We start from the raw sequence: 20,571 nt of genomic DNA, 5'->3' as shown, positions 1-20,571 counted from the left end.
CACCTTATAATAGATTTATTCTAGATCGAATAGCTCATTTATCACCTGGAGATCGTCTGCAACCAAATCAGTGGCATCCGTATCCGAGATCGTGATGGCAACCTCCTCCTGTGATGCACAAAATTGAATCGTAGCAATTAAACAATCATGGAATGTTTCAATAAATAGTTGTATCTTCCCAGCAGACAACTTGCTCTTGTCATAGACAATACTGAAATGCAACTGTTCTTTTAGCAAGCTTCCGTTAATATTGACTTTACGGTATACAATATTTTCATCGGCTGATCCCTTACCCGAACTAAAAAAGTGTAGTTTTCTCCCCTTCGCCTCAGCGTCCATTTGTCCCATGTAGTTAAACATGACTTCAAGCGGTCTGACCGGCAATTGTTCCTGTAATAGACCATATCCAAGGCCTCGGTTCGGGATTTTACGCAGCATCTCTTTGGTTGTAATGATACTTTCTGCTATATCCTCCTGACACGGTACCACCACCGGATATATACTTGTAAACCATCCAACCGTCCGGTCGATATCGATCCGCTTATGAATCGGTTCTCTTCCGTGTCCTTCCATGCCTATCGTTACATCCCTTGCCCCTGTCAGTTTCCTCACGGTCATTCCCAGGGCGCTGATGAGCAAGTCATTGATCTCGGTATTATACGCCCGACTTGCCTGATGGATAAGCTGTGCGGTTTCTTCCTTATTTAAATGTATCGTGCAGCTGCCATACCCGCATTCTCCCGTCTGTTCGTCCATCCTTAGTTCGCCTGCCGCCATCTGTGCGGCTACTTGCTCCCAGTACGGCCGTTCTTTCTGCAATAGATGGCTGTCCTTATATTCTGCCAGTGCTTCCGCCCATGCCTTATAGGACGCTGTCTTTGCCGGGAATTGGATTTTTGTCCCTTCTTTTACTTGCCGGATGGCTGTGCTGATATCTTCTTGCAGGATACGCCACGATACACCGTCCACCACGAGATGATGGATCCCTAGAAACAGCAGATTCCCTGCCACTGTCCGGAACATCGCTGCCTTCATCAGCGGTCCTTCTTCTAAGTTGATACTGCTATGCAGATCCGTACAAGCCGCTTCCATGAGTTCTGCTGCTGCTTGTTCTTCGCTATAGTCATACACCTTCAGCTCATATGCTCTGCTGTCACTCACCTTTACGATCTCTAGCTGACCTTCCCGGTAGACCGATCTCAGGATATCATGATGCGCCATAAGGGCATCAAGCACTTCCCGAAGCTGCTTCTCCTCTTCCAGCTCAATCTCCATCAGCATGTCCTGATTGAAGTGGTGTGGCTTAGGAAGATTCCAGGATGCAAATTCTCTGACGATCGGTGTCAGCGGTACGATGCCACTTACTTCAGCTTGCTCATACTGTTCCTCTAGGGCAGACTTTTGCGCCGCGTAGCTGATCGCCTCAACCGTATACTTTTGCATAATATCTTTGATTGCGATATGGTATCCTGCGCTTCTTAGCTTCGATACGATACGTATCGCTTTGATCGAGTCTCCGCCCAGCTCAAAGAAACTGTCCTGCGTGCCGACCCGCTCTACGCCCAGGACTTCACTAAAGATCTTGCATAGTTGCGCTTCAAGTTCGTTTTTCGGAGCCGTGTATTCCTTCTCGCTTACTGCCACGATCTCCGGCAGTGCCCGTTTATCCAGCTTGCCGTTGCGCGTCACCGGCAGTTGTTCGATCTGCATCATATAGGCTGGCACCATATAGGCCGGCAGCACTTCCTCCAAGTCCCGTCTCACCGCTTGCAGCTGGACGATATCTTTCGATATGAGGTAAGCAAACAGCGCTTTCTCTCCGTCATGGGTGTCCCGTACTATGACCGCCGCATCTTGGATCCCTTCCAGCTGCCGCAGCGCATTTTCCACTTCTCCCAGCTCTATCCGGAACCCCCTGATCTTCACTTGGTCATCCATACGACCTAAATACGCTATGTTCCCGTCCGGTAGCCATTTGGCTAAGTCCCCTGACCGGTACATCCGCTCCCCTGGTACAAAGGGGTTCGCTACGAATTTTTTATTCGTTAGCTCCGGTTTGTTAAGGTAGCCTCTTGCGACGCCGACGCCTGCCACGCACAATTCCCCGGGCACACCAATCCCGCATAACTTGTCCCCATCTAATATATAGATCTTGAGAGTAGGAAGCGCCTTACCGACGTCGTTTACATCTAGCGCAATATCTTCTGCAGTGATCGCTTTGTACGTTACATGGACAGTCGTCTCTGTGATACCGTACATATTTACGATGTTCATCTCCGGATACTTCGCCTGCCATGCCTTTAATTTCCCTACCTGCAGCGCCTCTCCGGCAAAGATCAGATGTTTGACTTGCAGTCTCTCCCCTGCTTCTGCTAGCTCTACTTGCATCAGATTATAAAAAGAGGACGGAACTTGGTTCAGTACCGTCACCCTCTTTTCGCGTAATAGATCTAACAAAGCATAGCTGTCCTTTTTGACGTCGTTGGGTATGACGACAAGGTGACCTCCGTATAATAGAGCCCCATACATTTCCCATACCGATACGTCAAAGTTGTAGGCGGCAAACAGGCTCCATACATCCTCTTCATGGAAATGAAACGGCATGTCATCGTTATGCATCAACCGGACGACACATTCATGTTCGATTACCGTTCCCTTCGGCTCACCGGTCGTGCCTGACGTATAGATGATATATAGCGCATCTTGCGGTGCGACGGCTACATCTGGATCAGCTTTCAGTTCTGCCCCCCATGCCGCATCCGGTTCATCCGAATACAACTGCTCTATCGCATAGATACTTCCTTGTGGAAGAGACACCATTTGTTCTTTTCCTTGATTGACGAGAAGCAAGCTTGCACCACTATCCACCAGCGTATACTGGATACGGTCTTGCGGCGCCTCCGGATCGATTGGCACGTAGACATATCCGGCCTTCACGACCCCGAGTATTCCGATGACCATATCCATATTACGCTCTAACAGCAGCGCTACCATCGTTTCGCCTTTGCCTGCTTCGCTTCTGACTTTAGCCGCAAGCAGCCGATTGGCAACGATGTTTGCCTTCGCATTTAACTCCGCATACGTCAGTTGCTCCGTCCCGCAAGATATCGCTATCCGATCCGGTGTCTTCTTCACCTGCGCCTCAAATAAGCTTTTGATCGATTCCTCGTGCGGATATTGGGTTGGCTTGGTTTGAAACGCACCTAGTATCTGCTCTTTTTCTTCTTCTGTTGTCGTCTCGAGTTCAGATAACTTCATTTCTGGGTTTGCTGCACAGGACAATAATACATTTTGTAGCTTTGACATAATATTGACAATGTCTTCTGCTGACAGCTTTCTAGGATCATACAATACATCAACATGTAGCTGACTGATATCAAGATACGCTTTAAACGTGGTCGTATAATTGGTTTGCTCCCGTCCATCCTCTACGGTAAACCGAAAAGCTGAAGTTTCACTTTGGCGTACTTCATCCCATGAATCATCGTTATCAAATGTAAACAAAACTTTAACTAAATCGGTGTTCTGTTTGGTCAGTCGTTGTACTTTGGCAAAAGAACAATGTCCATGCTGATCACTTAGTATCGCTTGTTCTTGAGTTTTTCTCCAAATATCGCATATGTGCATTTCATCATCACAACAAATACGAATGGGAATGGTGTTAACAAATATTCCGGCAATATGCTCTATCCCTCTTAAATCAGCATTTCTTCCGGAGACCACCTTGCCAAAGACAACATCTTTTATGCCGCACAATTCCTGTAATACGATACCTAAGGCCGTCTCTATCATAGTATTCAGCGTAATATTGTACGCTGCAGCCGTATTAAGAAGTTGTCTGGTTACATCAACAGGAAGTTTATGATTAATTCGCTTCATCTCGCTAGATGTTTCTTCAGGTTGACGGAGCGGCTTAATGTCAGCAGACTCTTCATAGTCTAGAAGGAGCTCTCTCCAGTATAACAAGCTCCTTTCTTCATCTTGTTTTTCCAACCAGTTAACGAAGTCCTTGAAATTTAAGCTCTTTTCCTTCTCTTCCTCTAACCCTTGCTCAAGCTCCACAACAGACAAGCCTTGTTGCAGCTTTTCGCATAGTTGAATAAAGTCATTAAATATAACGTTGTCTGACCACCCATCCGAGATGATGTGGTGAGAACTCCATATTAATTTCCCTTCTGTTCTACTTAACATGATATTGGTAACCCGTAACAATGCTTCTTGTTGTAGATCAAAACCCCGTTGCAGTTCAGAATCAATCCATGTAGAAATATGAGAAGCTTGTTCTGCACGATCCTTGCCCGACCAGTCCAAAACTGCATATTCGATTTCACGACTACGCAAAAGAAGTTGTCTAGATTTAGCGCCATGGTCATATACAATTGCAGTGCGAAGTACTTCATGTCGTTTCGTTAGCAATTTCAGCGCTACCTCAAACGTATGTTCACTTTGATTACCGTTATAGTGATACACCATTTGTGTAACATAGCTGGTTGATTGCCGATTCAATAAATAATGGTATAAGATTCCTTCCTGCATCGGAGTTAGCGTATAAATATCATCAAGATCCTCTTTATCAGCAATGAACTCCTGGATCCGTACTAATTCATCACTCGTCAAGTCATCGCAGGAATAATCAGAAGCCGTCTTCACCGGTTTGTCTTGTACACAGCAATAGGTGATAATGTCGCTAAGCTTTTCCTTATATAATGCCGCAAAACGCTTTACAGTCTTCCTATTATATTTACTGCGGTCATAGCGGATTATAAAATGCAGCATATTCTGTACAATATACCCGTTCATATCAATTGCGCCTTCGGTACTATTCGAATTCGCTATACTCTTGTTGTTCGTAAACAGGGTAGCATCCGATTCTGTATCCAACTGCCCTAAATAATTGAAGTAAATATCGGACTCAATCGCCAAATAATCACCTTGCAATAAGCCAAATCCCAACCCGCGTAAAGGTACTTTCCGTAACATTTCTTTTGTCTCAATTATACTCTTCCGTAAATCATCATGACACGGAACACTAATTGGGAACTTAACCGTAAACCATCCTACAGTACGATCGATATCTACTTTTTTGTGTATCGCTTCTCTTCCATGGCCTTCCAGACAAACCGACACTTTGGATTGTTTCGTCAACGCATGTGTTGCAGCGCCGATTGCACTTATAAGCAAATCATTGATTTCGGTACCAAACGCTTTTCCTGCTTGCCTTATGAGCTGTTCTGTCTTGTCCTTACGGAACGTTATTGTCACATCTTCAAACCCATGATCATGCGGATCGTCATCTATAAACAGTTTCTCTTCCTGCATGGCCGCAATGGTTGTATTCCAATAATTCGCTTGGGTAGTAATCTCGTTTGTGTTTTTATATTCTTCTAATGATTCCGCCCAGTCTTTAAAAGCAAGCGTTTTTGATGGTAACTTTATTTCCTTCCCGTCTTTAAGCTGCTGGAGAGCAGTCTCTAAGTCTTCAAGCAAAATTTGCCATGATACTGCATCAGTGACAAGATGATGAATACACAAGAAAAGATAATTGGCAGACTGGGTTTTGAAGAGTGCCGCTTTCATCATAGGACCTTTGTTAATATCCATGCTTCGATGAATGATAGCGGAAGCGTTTTCAATCCACGTCGAACCGTTAAGATCCGCAGGAACCTCAAACACTTGTAACTCATAAAGTTTACTGTCCGTACTACTTAAAATTGTCAGACTGCCATCCCGGTAAATTGCCCGTAATATATCATGGTGAACAGCAACAGCTTGCAAGGCTTCATGAATGTGCGACTCATTATCCGTTCTAACCGTCAAAAGAGCATCTTGATTATGATAGTTAGGATTAGCGTAATTTCTTGCACAAAAATCATGTAAGATCGGTGTATTCAGGACCTGACCCGTAACTTCGCCCTGATCATACTGGATCTCTGATTCCCTGCCTACTGTGTATGCAATCTTTTCAACTGTGTATTGACTTAAAATATCCGGTACCGAAATAAGATAACCGGCGCTTCTCATCTTCGATACAATCCGGATAGCTTTTATGGAGTCTCCGCCAAGTTCGAAGAAACTATCTTTTATACTAATACGTTCAACACCAAGTACCTCTCGGAAAATATTCGCAAGCACCGATTCGGTTTGATCTCTCGGAGCAACATACTTATTCCCCCTCCCCTTACGATCTGGCTCAGGTAGGCTGCGGCGGTCTAGTTTCCCATTATTCGTAATAGGAAACTGCACCAGTGGAACGATGTATGCTGGGATCATATAATCAGGTAAAACTTGGCGAATATCTTCTCTAATTGCTTCAGTATCCAATGTCACTTGATCATTTGGCACCACATAGGCGCATATATAATCGTCCCCTACCGCATCTTCTCTAACCATCACAACAGCATTCAGCACGTCAGGTTGTTTTCGCAGGACATGCTCAATCTCGCCCAGTTCGATGCGGTAGCCTCTAACCTTTACTTGATCATCGATACGGCCAACATATTCAATATTACCGTCTGGAAGCCAGCGGGCAAGATCACCCGTGCGATACATCCGCTCACCCTGCAAAAATGGGTTGTCAACGAATTTCTCTGCGGTAAGATCACTCCGATTAAGATATCCCCTGGCAACACCCGCTCCGCTGATACAAAGCTCACCTGCCACACCGATTGGAAGCGGAAATCCGTACGAATCTAATATAAATACTTGTACATTGGCAATCGGTTTTCCAATCGTAACTTTATCATGTAAATGAATTTCAATCCCAGTTGCGTCTACCGTTGCTTCCGTCGGACCATACACATTGAACAAACGAATATTCCAATTTTCAAGCAGAGCGGTAGCCAAATCATCCGTTAATGGCTCTCCGCCGACAACAATTACTTCCAAACAATGTAATGGATGAACATCCCGAACTTCATCCATAAGCATCTTCATCCGCGTCGGTGTCCCCTTCATGATGTTCACGTCATATTGCTCAATCAATTGCAAGAGTAACTTTGGATCGTGTTGTGCCTCCTCATCGGCAATTATAATCTGCATTCCTTTGAGCAAGGCAAATAGTGTCTCATAGACTGTGCCGTCGAAAGAAATATTCGATACACATAACATTGTTTTCATCGAATCCAAGTTTTGTAGCTGATTTAGACCTGCAATCAAGTTACTAATCGAACGATGTTCCACCATTACCCCTTTTGGTTTGCCTGTAGAGCCTGAAGTATAGATGATATAAGCGATATCGGTTGCGTCTACAATCGTATGCAGATTATGACTAGGTTCATCACACCCTTCTTGATCCACATGAATGCGTCTTACATGGGAAGGCAGCTCGATCGTGTCATCGTATTGCCTCTGAGTCAATACGGTCGATAACCCGCTATCTTCCACCATATACTGAATCCGCTCCAAAGGATATGTCGGATCTATTGGCACATAAGCCGCGCCTACCTTTAACGTTGCGAGTATTCCAACCATCATTTCTATACTGCGACCGAATAAAATACCGACAAAATCTCCGCGGCGCGTACCATGAAGTAGGAGTGTTCTCGCAAGCTGATTCGCTCTCACATTTAACTGTTCGTATGTCAGAGCCTGATCTCGAAAGCGTAGAGCTGTTTTCGCCGGCATAGCCTGTACGATCTGCTCAAATTGTTCATGAATGGGTGTCGTCACATCATAAACACAGGACGTATCGTTAAATGAGGTTAGAATGTGCTGTCTTTCTGCTTGCGTCATCATTGGCAATTGACATATTTCAAGTTTAGGGGATTGCGTAACTGCTCCCAACAACGTTTCATAATGTTTCACCATTCGGCGTACGCTTTCTTCCTGGAACAGACTTGTTGCATAGCGTACTTCGATGCGGTAGCCACTTGCCATTGGCGTCACTTCTAATGTTAAATCAAATTTAGCCGAACTGTGCTGTAAACTATATTCATCATGAACATTCGTACTGTTTATGCCATAAAAATCAAAGTCTGCTTCTTCATTATTCTGTAATACAAACAACACATCAAAAAGCGGATTCCGGGACATATCCCGGTGCAAGCCCATAAGATCAACCAGATCTTCGAGCGGAAATGCTTGATGCTCTATCCCTTTTAGACATACTTCTTTCATCTCCGACAGAAAATCCACGAAATTCTTCTTTCCCGATGGTTTTCCACGTAATGCAATCGTATTCACGAACATACCGATTACAGGCTCTGTATCATAGTGTAAACGTCCATTAACAGGACAACCTACGATAATATCTTCCTGACGGCTATATTTACTCAACAAAATCATCCATGTGCTCAGTAGTATCATATACTCGGTTGCACCCGACATCCGGCACAATGCTGTTACAGCTTCCCGTAACTCTACATGACTCACGACTGCTTTCCCTGTATACTGTTGTACTTGCGGACGTGTAAAATCTGTTGGTAAATTCAGTACCGGTAGTTCACCTTGCAACGAGTTCAACCAATACGTCTCATGTCCCGTCATGTCTTTAGTCTGCAACCATTCGCTATAATCTTTATATTGAATCGGCATTGCCTCAAGGGGTTCGCCATTATATAGCTTGGACAAATCCTGCATCAGATTATTAATCGATGTCCCATCAGAAATAATATGGTGCATATCGAAGGCCAGGAGATAACCACCTTCTTTTTGATTGATTACTTTAACACGTATTAATGGTGCTTGAGACAAATCAAATGCACGCACAAACCCTGTAACATCATCATCTTCTTCCTCAGTAATCAGAAGCGTAAACGGCACATGGTCATGAATACGCTGTATGGCTTCTCCGTTCTCCATATGAAAGCTTGTTCTTAAGCTTTCATGCCGTTGTATGAGTTGCTTCAGTGCTAGCTGAAGTCGTTCACTATCAAGGTCTGCATCCATTCTGCGCAATAACGTCATATTATAAGCCGTACTATGCTGATCCATCTCTTGAATCGCATAAAGACGCTTTTGAGCGGAAGACATCCGATATGTTTCTTTCTGCATAGCATGCGGGATGGGTTCAAACACAGCCTTCGGATATAAGGTATTGTGCGAGGTATTCCCCTCACTGATTAGTTCAAGGTGCTGACTGAGCGCTTTAATATGCGGATTCTCAAACAATGTTATTATCGGTAAACGTATTCCAATCATCGCTTCAATCTGATTTATAACGCGTACAGCATGTAATGAGTGACCACCTAACGCAAAGAAATCATCATAAATACCGACACGGTCAACAGAAAGTACATCACCGAATATATTACAAAGAATGAATTCCAATTCAGTCGCCGCAGCCGTATATTGCTGCTCATGCACGATTTGTATTTCAGAAAGCGTTCGCTTATCTACCTTTCCGTTTCGTGTCATAGGAACTTTCTCAATCTGTACCATATGCTGCGGCACCATATAAGCAGGAAGTGTCTTACCAAGAGAATTCCGAACTTTATGCATCTGAATCTCTGTGCTAGATACCAGGTATGCATATAGTTCATTTTCACTTCCATCTTGTTCACGGGCGATGACGATCACATCTTGGATACCTTCTAATTTTCGAAGAGCATGCTCTACCTCGCCCACTTCAATCCTGTACCCTCGAATTTTCACTTGGTCATCAATACGTCCAATATACGCAATATTTCCATCCGGCAGCCACATCGCAATATCTCCGGTACGATACAGCCGCTCACCAGGAATAAGCGGATTCTCAATAAACTTCTCCACAGTAAGTTTTGGTTGGTTCATATATCCTTTCGCTACGCCGTCGCCGCCTACAACAAGTTCCCCTGGAACACCAATACCGCATAGCTGCATCTTTCTATCCAAAATATACGCTCTACTATTGCTGATTGGCTTCCCGATGGGGATATTGAAGTAATCCGTTTCTATTGCATACGTAACGGAAAAGGTCGTATTTTCTGTTGGACCATAACCATTAGTCACTCTGAGTGTCGGATGCTTTTCCCTTACCGCTCTGATATGTTTCGCCGATAACCTTTCTCCTCCCACCAATAAATACTGTAATGGTTGAAAAACTTCGCATCTAGTATCTACCATATAATTGAAAAGCTGTGCAGTCATCCACATCATCGTAATCTGGTGCTCGTATATCAACTTTCCTAACATGTTCCCGTCTGTTATGTTTTGCATATGGGCTAACACTAATTTCCCGCCATTGAGAAGCGCACCCCATATTTCAAATGTCGACGCATCGAAGGAGAGTGCTCCGGTTAACAAAATATGTGCCCCATTTAAATCAGCATAGTTCGTTTGCTTCACAAGCCGTACGACATTTTGATGTGTAACACAAACACCTTTCGGATATCCTGTCGTACCGGATGTATACATGACATACGCCATATCATCTGCCCTTACTAAGGCACGCTCTGTCATAGCCGCATAACTTCCATTTAGATCAATGACGGTGCAGTACTCTTGGAGGACATTAATCATATCCCCTTTTACATCACCGCACAGTACGATATTCAAATCGCAATCTTCCAAAATAAAGCGCAGGCGGTTATCCGGTTCATCCGTATTAATTGGTACGTAGCCACATCCTGCCTTGAGTATCCCCAGCAGCCCTACAATCATGTGCACGCTTTTCTCACATACGATGCCAATTAATTGACCTGATGATACCCCCCTTTTTCGCAATTCGGTGGCAATACCTTGCGCGGCCTTGTCTAATTGTTGATAGCTTAATTGTTCCTTATCACATACCACACAAATTTGATCGGGCGTAAGTTGAACCTGTTCTTCAAATAAATCTGGAATAGATTTATGTTTCGGATATGTGCTTGCCGTATTGTTGAATTCACCCAGTATTCGTGCCTTATCTTCCTTGCGAATTAATTCAACATCGAAAATCTTCTTCTCAGGATACTCAGCAAACGCACATAATACATTGTTTAACATGCTGAGCATCATCTCTACTTCTTCTAAAGCATGCTTGTTTGGATTATAGAGAACTGTAAATCGTAATGCCTTGTCCTCTACAGCAGCCAATAGATTAAGCGGATAGTTTGTTTCATCTCTCGAAGAAACAAGCGCTAATTGCAAACCATCTGTATGTTCACTTTGCTGTTCTTGTGCCAAATGATTCTCAAAAACAAAAAGCGATGAAATCAAATCTGATTTTTGTGCGGTTTGTTCTTGAATTTTAACCAGTGAACAGTGAGCGTGCATCGTACTTTCAATACCTTGATCTTGTAATTCCTGCAAAAGTGCTATAATCGTTGTATCCTCGTCTGCGCTCACCCTTACCGGTATCGTGTTAATGAAAAGACCTACTATTTTTTCAATTCCTCTTACTTCGGCATGCCTTCCCGAAATCACTTTGCCGAACACGATATCATTTGTAAAGTTGATCTGTTGTAATACGATTCCCCAAGCTGCTTCGGTGATTGTATTTATCGTTATCTGATGCGCTTGTGCAAGAAGTAACAAACTGTCTGTTAATTCAACATCCAGCTGCTTTTTCACTTGAGCCAAGTTGGAACTGGAATATGGAGGATCGAAATACGGACGGTATTTGTATGTTAGGTCATAATCACGAAGTCGTTCGCGCCAATACGTGAGCGCAAGCTCTTCATCCTGATTCTGAAACCACTGAATATAATCACCGTACGTCGCAACCTGGAACTTCTCTTGATCAATAGCTTGTTCTACATCGTGTGTACTATACCCATTTTGTAGCAGGTTATAGTAATTTTTTAAGTCGTTACATAATAATTCACTACACCATCCATCTGCGATAATATGATGAAAGCTCCAGATTAATTGCGTGCAATTAGTGGATAGTTTAATATTTTTTATGCGAAATAGCGCATTAAGCTGCAGATCAAATCCCCGCTTGACATCCTGCTCTATCAGTTCATTTAATCTAGCTAGTTGTTCTTTCTCATCGTATGTGGTTAAATCAATTTCTTCCCAATCAAGTGAGCGATGTGACAGTATGATCTGTTTCGGATGTTTTAACCCTTCATACACTATCGCCGTTCTCAACACATCATGCTTTTTAAGTAAACATTGAAACGCACTGCACATGAGATCAGTATCTATATGTTGATTAATCTGATAAATAAACTGGGTAAGATACTCAGAACCACTGCTTTTTAGGCCATGATACAAAATACCTTCCTGTAGCGGCAATAAATCAAATATATCCTGTATATCATTTTTCTCAGGATAGAGCTGATGCAGGACACTCAAATCTTCATCCGTAATCGAAATTGCAGAATAGTCAGACGGTGTCCGAACCGTTTCTTCTTGCTGCATACAATGGGCAATCATAGACTGAGTGCACGCTTTATATATCTCAGCGAATCTTTGTATCGTGCTGCTGGAAAAAAGACCTTTATTGTAACGGAAAGTAAACGTTAATCTTCTTTCACTTATCACACCGTTGATAAACAATTCCGACAGCATTTTATTCTCATCCGCTAAGCCTTTACCCGAACTAAAAAAGTGTAGTTTTCTCCCCTTTGCCTCAGCGTCCATTTGTCCCATGTAGTTAAACATGATTTCAAGCGGTCTGACCGACAATTCTTCCTGCAATAGACCATACCCAAGTCCTCGGTTCGGGAGTTTTCGCAATATTTCTTTGGTAGTAATGATACTTTTTGCGATCTCATCATGGCACGATACCACCACCGGATACACACTTGTAAACCATCCGACCGTCCGGTCGATATCGATCCGCTTATGAATCGCTTCCCTTCCGTGTCCCTCCATGCCAATCGTTACATTTCTAGCCCCTGTCAAATTCTTCACAGTCATCCCCAAGGCGCTGATAAGCAAGTCATTAATTTCGGTATTATACGCCCGACCTGCCTGGTGAATAAGCTGTGTGGTTTCTTCTTCATTTAAATGGATCGCGTAATTGCCATACCCGCTTTCTCCCGTCTGTTCGTCCATGCTAAGTGCTCCGGACTCCATCTGCGTTGCTACTTGTTCCCAGTACGCCCGTTCTTTTTGCAATAGGGGGCTGCTCTTATATTCTGTCAGTGCTTCTGCCCATGCCTTATACGACGCCGTCTTTGCCGGAAACCGGATTTCCGTCCCTTCTTTTACTTGCCGGATGGCTGTGCTGATATCTTCTTGCAGGATACGCCATGATACGCCGTCCACCACAATATGATGGATCCCTAGGAATAATAGATTCCCTTCACCCGTCCGGAACATCGCTGCCTTCACCAGCGGTCCTTCTTCTAAGTCGATACTGCTATGCAGCTCCGTACATGCCGCTTCCATTAGCCCCGCTGGTTCTTGTTCTTCGCTATAGTCATATACCTTCAGCTCGTACGCTCTGCTGTCACTCATCTTTACGATCTCTAGTTGACCTTCCCGGTAGATAGACCGGAGTATGTCATGATGAACTACGAGGGCATCAAGCACCTCCCGAAGCTGTTTTTCAACTTCCAGATCAATTTCCATCAGCATATCCTGATTAAAATGATGCGGATTAGAAAGGTTCCAAGATGCAAACTCTCTGACGATCGGTGTCAGCGGTACAATGCCGCTCACTTCATCTTGCTCGTACTGCTCCTCGACGACAGACTTTTGTACCGCATAGCTGATCGCTCCAACCGTATTCCTTTGCATAATATCTTTGATGGCGATATGATAACCCATACTTCTTAGCTTCGATATGATCCGTATCGCTTTGATCGAGTCCCCGCCCAACTCAAAGAAGCTATCCTTCATGCCGACCCGCTCTACGCCCAGGACTTCACTAAGGATAGTGCACAGTTGCTCTTCAAGTTCGTTTTTCGGAGCGGTGTATTCCCTTTCGCTTACCGCTACGATCTCCGGCAGCGCCCGTTTATCCAGCTTACCGTTGCGCGTGACCGGCAGTTGATCAATCTGCATCATATACGCTGGCACCATATAGGCCGGTAGTATTTCCTCTAAGTCCTGCCTCACTGCTTGCAGCTGAACTCGATCTTTCGAAACAAGGTAGGCAGATAGCGCTTTCTCTCCGTCATGGGTCTCCCGTACTATGACCGCCGCATCTTGGATCCCTGCCAGCTGCCGCAGCGCATTTTCCACTTCTCCCGGCTCTATCCGGAACCCCCTGATCTTCACTTGTTCGTCAATACGACCCAAATAAGCAATATTCCCATCCGGCAGCCATTTAGCTAAGTCCCCGGTCCGGTACATCCGCTCACCTGGTACAAAGGGGTTCGTTACGAATTTTTTACTGGTCAGTTCCGGCTTGTTGAGGTAGCCCCTTGCAATGCCGTCGCCCGCCACGCACAACTCCCCTGGCACACCAATCCCGCATAATTTGTCCCCGTCAAGTATATATACATGATTATTTGCAATCGGTTTACCAATCGGGATGTTGTTTGGCACGTCACTTATCCCATCATATTCCCAATACGTAGCCTGTACCGTACATTCCGTAGGACCATAAGCGTTACAATACCCGCAATCATTATTTCGTGTTTGTTCAATAACCGACTCATTGGTTGCGGCTCCAGCCGTTGTTAACCATCTAACTCCAGTAAACGCCGTCTGAAGATAATATTGTGGCGGCAGTACAGCTAACGTAATCCTGCTTTCTTGCATAAAAGAATTAAAACGTGTTACATCCGCTATTATGGGTTTTGATACCAATGTTAGCGTAGCCCCTAGCAATAGAGATAATGTCATCTCCCATACAGAAGCGTCAAAAACATAGTTTGCAAATTGAAGCACATTATCTTGACTTGTAACGTTATATTGCTTCAGAAGATGAAGCCGTAAGGACACAACACCCCGATGCTCTACCATTACACCCTTCGGTTGTCCCGTAGTCCCGGATGTATAAATAATATAAGCCAAATCATTGGGGCGGTTGATTTGCTTGGGATTAACGCTCTTCCCTTCCCATAGCATATCGTCCGCCAGATTAATCGTCGGCAGGTCTGTTTCAATCGCAGCTTTATACACAAGCACTGCCTTTGGTTTACAGTCAGCTAGGATGTACTGGATTCGCTCTGCTGGAAATGTAGGATCGACCGGCACATATGCAGCGCCTGCCTTGATGATGCCATACATCCCGGCAATCATCTCCACACTTCGCTCTGCCACGATAACCACGCGGTCATCAGGTTTAATGTGCAGTCTGCGAAGCGCCCATGCCACTTGGTTGATTTGTTTGTTTAACGCGTCATAGGTCACATGGTTGTCTTCAAATACAACGGCGATTGCATCCGGTGTGTTAGCAACATGCTCTTCCCATAATGCTGGAATCGTTTTATCTTTTGCATACGGTAAGTTCGTATCATTAAATGCACCTAGTATCTGTTCTTGTTCTTCCTCTGTTATTGTTTCAAGCTCAGATAACTTCCCTTCAGGGTTTGCTACGATAGCATGTATAACATGTTCTAGCCGTACAACAATTTGCGCTATGTCCTCACGTGCATACACGTTCGGATTGTATATTATTTCACATACTATCTTCCCTTCATATTCATAAGCGCATAACGTCAAATTATAATTGGTTTGGTCCAAGCCATACTCAATTTCGTACATAAAATCTGTTAGCTTGTCCTCATCCACATAGTAGTTTTCAAACATATAGAGCACTTGGATTAAATGCTGCTTCTGCACCGTCTGCGCTTGAATCTCAGCGAGCGAACAATAGGCATATTGTTCACTTTCAGTCCCTTGCTGCTGCATTTCTTGGATCAGTTCCAATATACTCATGCTTTCTTTGCTCGCTACACGCACCGGGATCGTATTAATAAACAGACCGACGATGCCCTCTATTCCGCGCACTTCGGCCTGACGCCCGGACATTACTTTCCCGAACACCACATCTTTCTGACCACTATATGCTTGTAAAACAACTCCCCAAGCCGTTTCCACCACATTACTCACTGTCAATTGATGGGTAGCTATCAGATCCCTCAACTGCAAGGCATCTTCAGTAGATAATGTAATCGCCATGCTCTGTACTTGCTGTTCACTCTCTTGCGGTGTATATATCGGTTTAATCTCGGCAACTTCTTCATATCCTGCTAATACATCTGACCAGTAAGACAGCCCTTTTTGTTGATCTTGTTTTTCTAGCCAATTAATATAATCTTCGTAGGAATCCTGGTACTGCTTTTCTGTGATCACCTGTTTCTCCAGCGTAGATGTCAAAACACCCTTCTCTAATGCTTTGTAAATCCGATTGAAATCCCCGTATACTATCGGTAGGCTCCAACCGTCCAAAAGAATGTGATGAAAATTCCAGATCAATTGATAACGATCTCTTGCCAGCACTACGTGGTGTACCCGCAATAACGAGTCTTGTTCAAGATCAAATCCTCGCTGGATTTGGTCATGGGCGATCGCTTCCACCTGTTTTGCCTGCACTGATGGTTCTACTCCCGTTAAATCGGTTCTTTCGTATTCCACTTCCCTTCCTCGGATCACGACTTGCTTTGGTATCGAGATATTTTTATGAATAATCGCTGTACGGAGCACTTCATGCCGCATTATAAGCAGCTTAAGCGCTTGCTTCACCATATGCTCATCGGCATAGCCTTGCCCTATAAAAATATTCTGGTTTCTATAGGCTGTCGATTCTGGTTCGGCGATGCTATGGTATAGCATCCCTTTCTGCAATGAGGTTAAGCCGTATATACGATCTATTTGGAATGCACCACCGGCTACATGCTGGATGACTGATAAATCTGCACGAGTCAAATCCACTGCTTGATAGTCAGAAGGTGTAGGAACCGATTCTTCCAACTGCATACAATATGTAATAGTAGACTGTATACAAGCTTTATATACCTCAGCGAATCTTTGTATCGTACCATTTGAAAAGAGACCTCTATTGTAACGGAACGTAAATGATAATTTCCCTTCACTTATCACACCGTTAATAAACAATTCCGACAGCATTTTATTCTCATCCGCTAAACCCTTACTCGAACTAAGAAAGTGTATCTTTTTACCTTTCGCTTCAGCATCCATTTGCCCCATATAGTTAAACAATAAGGTTGGTAGCTGATTACCCGTTAATAGATCGTATAATAGGCCATACCCAAATCCGTGGTTCGGTATTTTGCGCAGCATCTCTTTCGTTGCAATGATACTTTCCGCCATTTCGTCATGACACGCCACCATAATCGGATAGACGCTCGTAAACCATCCTATCGTCCGGTCGATATCGATCCGTCTATGAATTGCTTCTCTCCCATGCCCTTCCACACCAATCGTTACTACACTTGCTCCTGTCAGTTTCTTAACGGACATTCCCAAGGCACTGATAAGCAAATCCGGTACTTCAGTACGAAATGCTTTTCCTGCTCGTTGCAACAGGCTTTCCGTTTCTTCCACACTTAAATGGATCGTGTAGCTGTCATACCCGCTTTCTCCTGTCTGTTCGTCCATCCTTAGTTCGCCTGCCGCCATCTGCGCGGCTACTTGCTCCCAGTACGGCCGTTCTTTCTGCAATAAATGGCTGTCCTTATATTCTGCCAGTGCTTCTGCCCATGCCTTATAGGACGCTGTCTTTGACGGGAATTGGATCTTTGTCCCTTCTTTTACTTGCCGGATGGCTGTGCTGATATCTTCCTGCAGGATACGCCACGATACCCCGTCCACCACAAGATGATGGATTCCTAGAAACAGCAGATTCCCTTCACCTGTCCGGAACATCGCTGCCTTCACCAGCGGTCCTTCTTCTAAGTTAATGCTGCTATGCAGATCTGTACATGCCGCTTCCATGAGCTCTGCTGCTGCTTGTTCTTCCCTATAGTCATACACCTTCAGCTCATATGCTCTGCTGTCACTCACCTTTACGATCTCTAGCTGACCTTGCCGGTAGACCGATCTCAGGATATCATGATGCGCTGTGAGGGCATTCAGCACTTCCCGAAGCTGCTTCTCATCCTCCAGATCAATCTCCATCAGCATGTCCTGATTGAAGTGGTGCGGCTTAGGAAGATTCCAGGACGCAAACTCCCTGATGATCGGTGTCAGCGGTACGATGCCGCTTACTTCAGCTTGCTCGTACTGCTCCTCTAGGGCAGACTTTTGTACCGCATAGCTGATTGCCTCAACCGTATACTTTTGCATAATATCTTTGCTTGCGACACAATATCCTGCACTTCTTAACTTCGATACGATTCGTATCGCTTTGATCGAGTCTCCGCCCAGTTCAAAGAAGCTGTCCTGCGTGCCGACCCGCTCTACGCCCAGTACTTCACTAAAGATATTGCACAGCTGCGCTTCAAGTTCGTTTTTCGGAGCCGTGTATGCCTTCTCGCTTACTGCCACGATCTCCGGCAGTGCCCGTTTATCCAGCTTGCCGTTGCGCGTCACCGGCAGTTGTTCGATCTGCATCATATACGCTGGTACCATATAGGCCGGCAGCACTTCCTCCAAGTCCCGTCTCACCGCTTGCAGCTGGACGATATCTTTCGATATGAGGTAAGCAGACAGCGCTTTCTCTCCGTCATGGGTGTCCCGTACTATGACCGCCGCATCTTGGATCCCTTCCAGCTGCCGCAGCGCATTTTCCACTTCTCCCAGCTCTATCCGGAATCCCCTGATCTTCACTTGGTCATCCATACGGCCTAGATAGGCTATGTTCCCGTCCGGTAGCCATTTGGCTAAGTCCCCCGACCGGTACATCCGCTCCCCTGGTACGAAGGGGTTCGCAACAAATTTTTTATTCGTTAGTTCCGGTTTGTTAAGGTAGCCTCTTGCGACACCGACGCCTGCCACACACAATTCCCCGGGCACACCAATCCCGCATAACTTGTCCCCATCTAATATATAGATCTTGAGAGTAGGAAGCGCCTTACCGACGTCGTTTACATCTAGCGCAATATCTTCTGCGGTGATCGCTTTGTACGTTACATGGACAGTCGTCTCTGTTATACCGTACATGTTCACGATGTTCATCTCCGGATACTTCGCCTGCCATGCCTTTAATTTCCCTACCTGCAGCGCCTCTCCGGCAAAGATCAGATGTTTGACGTACAGTCTCTCCCCTGCTTCTGCTAGCTCTACTTGCATCAGATTATAAAAAGAGGACGGTACTTGGTTCAGTACCGTCACCCTCTTTTCGCGTAATAGATCTAACAAAGCATAGCTGTCTTTTTTGGCGTCGTTGGGTATGACGACAAGGTGACCTCCGTATAATAGCGCCCCATACATTTCCCATACCGATACGTCAAAGTTGTAGGCGGCAAACAGGCTCCATACATCCTCTTCATGGAAATGAAACGGCATGTCATCGTTATGCATCAACCGGACGACACATTCATGTTCGATTACCGTTCCCTTCGGCTCACCGGTCGTGCCTGACGTATAGATGATATATAGCGCATCTTGCGGTGCGACGGCTACATCCGGATTAGCTTTTAGTTCTGCCCCCCATGCTGCATCCGGTTCATCCGCATGTAAATGCTCTATCGCATAGATACTTCCTTGCGGAAGAGACACCATTTGTTCTTTTCCTTGATTGACGAGAAGCAAGCTTGCTCCACTGTCTGCCAGCGTATACTGGATACGGTCTTGCGGCGCCTCCGGATCGATTGGCACATAGACATATCCGGCCTTCACGACCCCGAGTATTCCGATGACCATATCCATATTTCGCTCTAACAGCAGCGCTACCATCGTTTCGCCTTTGCCTGTTCCGCTATTGACTTTAGCAGCAAGCAGCCGATTGGCAACGATGTTCGCCTTCGCATTTAACTCCGCATACGTCAGTTGCTCCGTCCCGCAAGATATCGCTATCCGATCCGGTGCCTTCTTCACCTGTGCCTCAAATAAGCTTTTAATCGATTCCTTGTGCGGATATTGGGTTGGCTTGGTTTGAAACAGGGTTAAGATTCTATCTCTATCCTCACCGCTCACGAATGAAATATCACGCACCTTACTTTCCGAATTCTCAGCAAAGGCACACAAAGCAAACGTAAGCATTGTTAGTATATTGTTTATTTCAGATTTGGTGTAATTTGATTCATCAAAACGAATCATTACGTTCAACTGATTACAATCAAAAGAAAAATGAAGGAGCAAATCAGGTGGATTATGAGATAATTGATCTTCAAGGGGAAGGTGTATCAATTGTTTCCCATTGTCCGTTCTATCCTTAATTATACACACCGTTTTAATCAAGTGACTGATTTTTCGGGGTAATATATCACAATGCGCATATTTCCTACTTTCCGCTTCTTGTTCTTTTAGTTGATGTAATAGATCAAATAATACGTCGTCTCGATTACACTTCATTCTTACCGGAATCATCACACTGTTCAAATGAGGATCGTCGATTATTGTTCCAAACATGACATCATCAGTATAGTTATACTTTTGTAAAACAAGTCCCCAGGCAGCCTCTATAATAACGTTCATAGGGATATTGTGTTCTCGGCTAAGTTTTCTAAGTTTTTCGCATACATGTTGCGGGAATACCCAGTCCATTTGATTCGTATCCGCTGTCCGTTTTGAACTCGGTCTGTATGGAAAAAGGGGCTTAATCGCAGTCGAACTATCATCGTCAAGTAAATATGTCCAATAAGAAGACCTGTCTTCTTCATGTTTTTTGTTTGGAACGAATTTTCTCATAATGGCTCTCTATCC

1 protein-coding gene is annotated in these 20,571 nt (G+C 44.6%); it reads right to left on the bottom strand.

Features of this window, described 5'->3' with window-relative positions; genetic code table 11:
• Positions 1 to 15 precede the first annotated feature (15 nt).
• A complete protein-coding gene (locus tag AC2TF6_RS03050; RefSeq protein ID WP_491309843.1) occupies positions 16 to 20,556 on the bottom strand; it encodes a non-ribosomal peptide synthase/polyketide synthase in 20,541 nt (6,846 codons plus the stop codon).
• Positions 20,557 to 20,571: the final 15 nt, after the last annotated feature.

The organism is Paenibacillus sp. JNUCC 35 (genome assembly GCF_058269095.1).
This window is presented reverse-complemented; position numbering and strand designations above follow the sequence as displayed.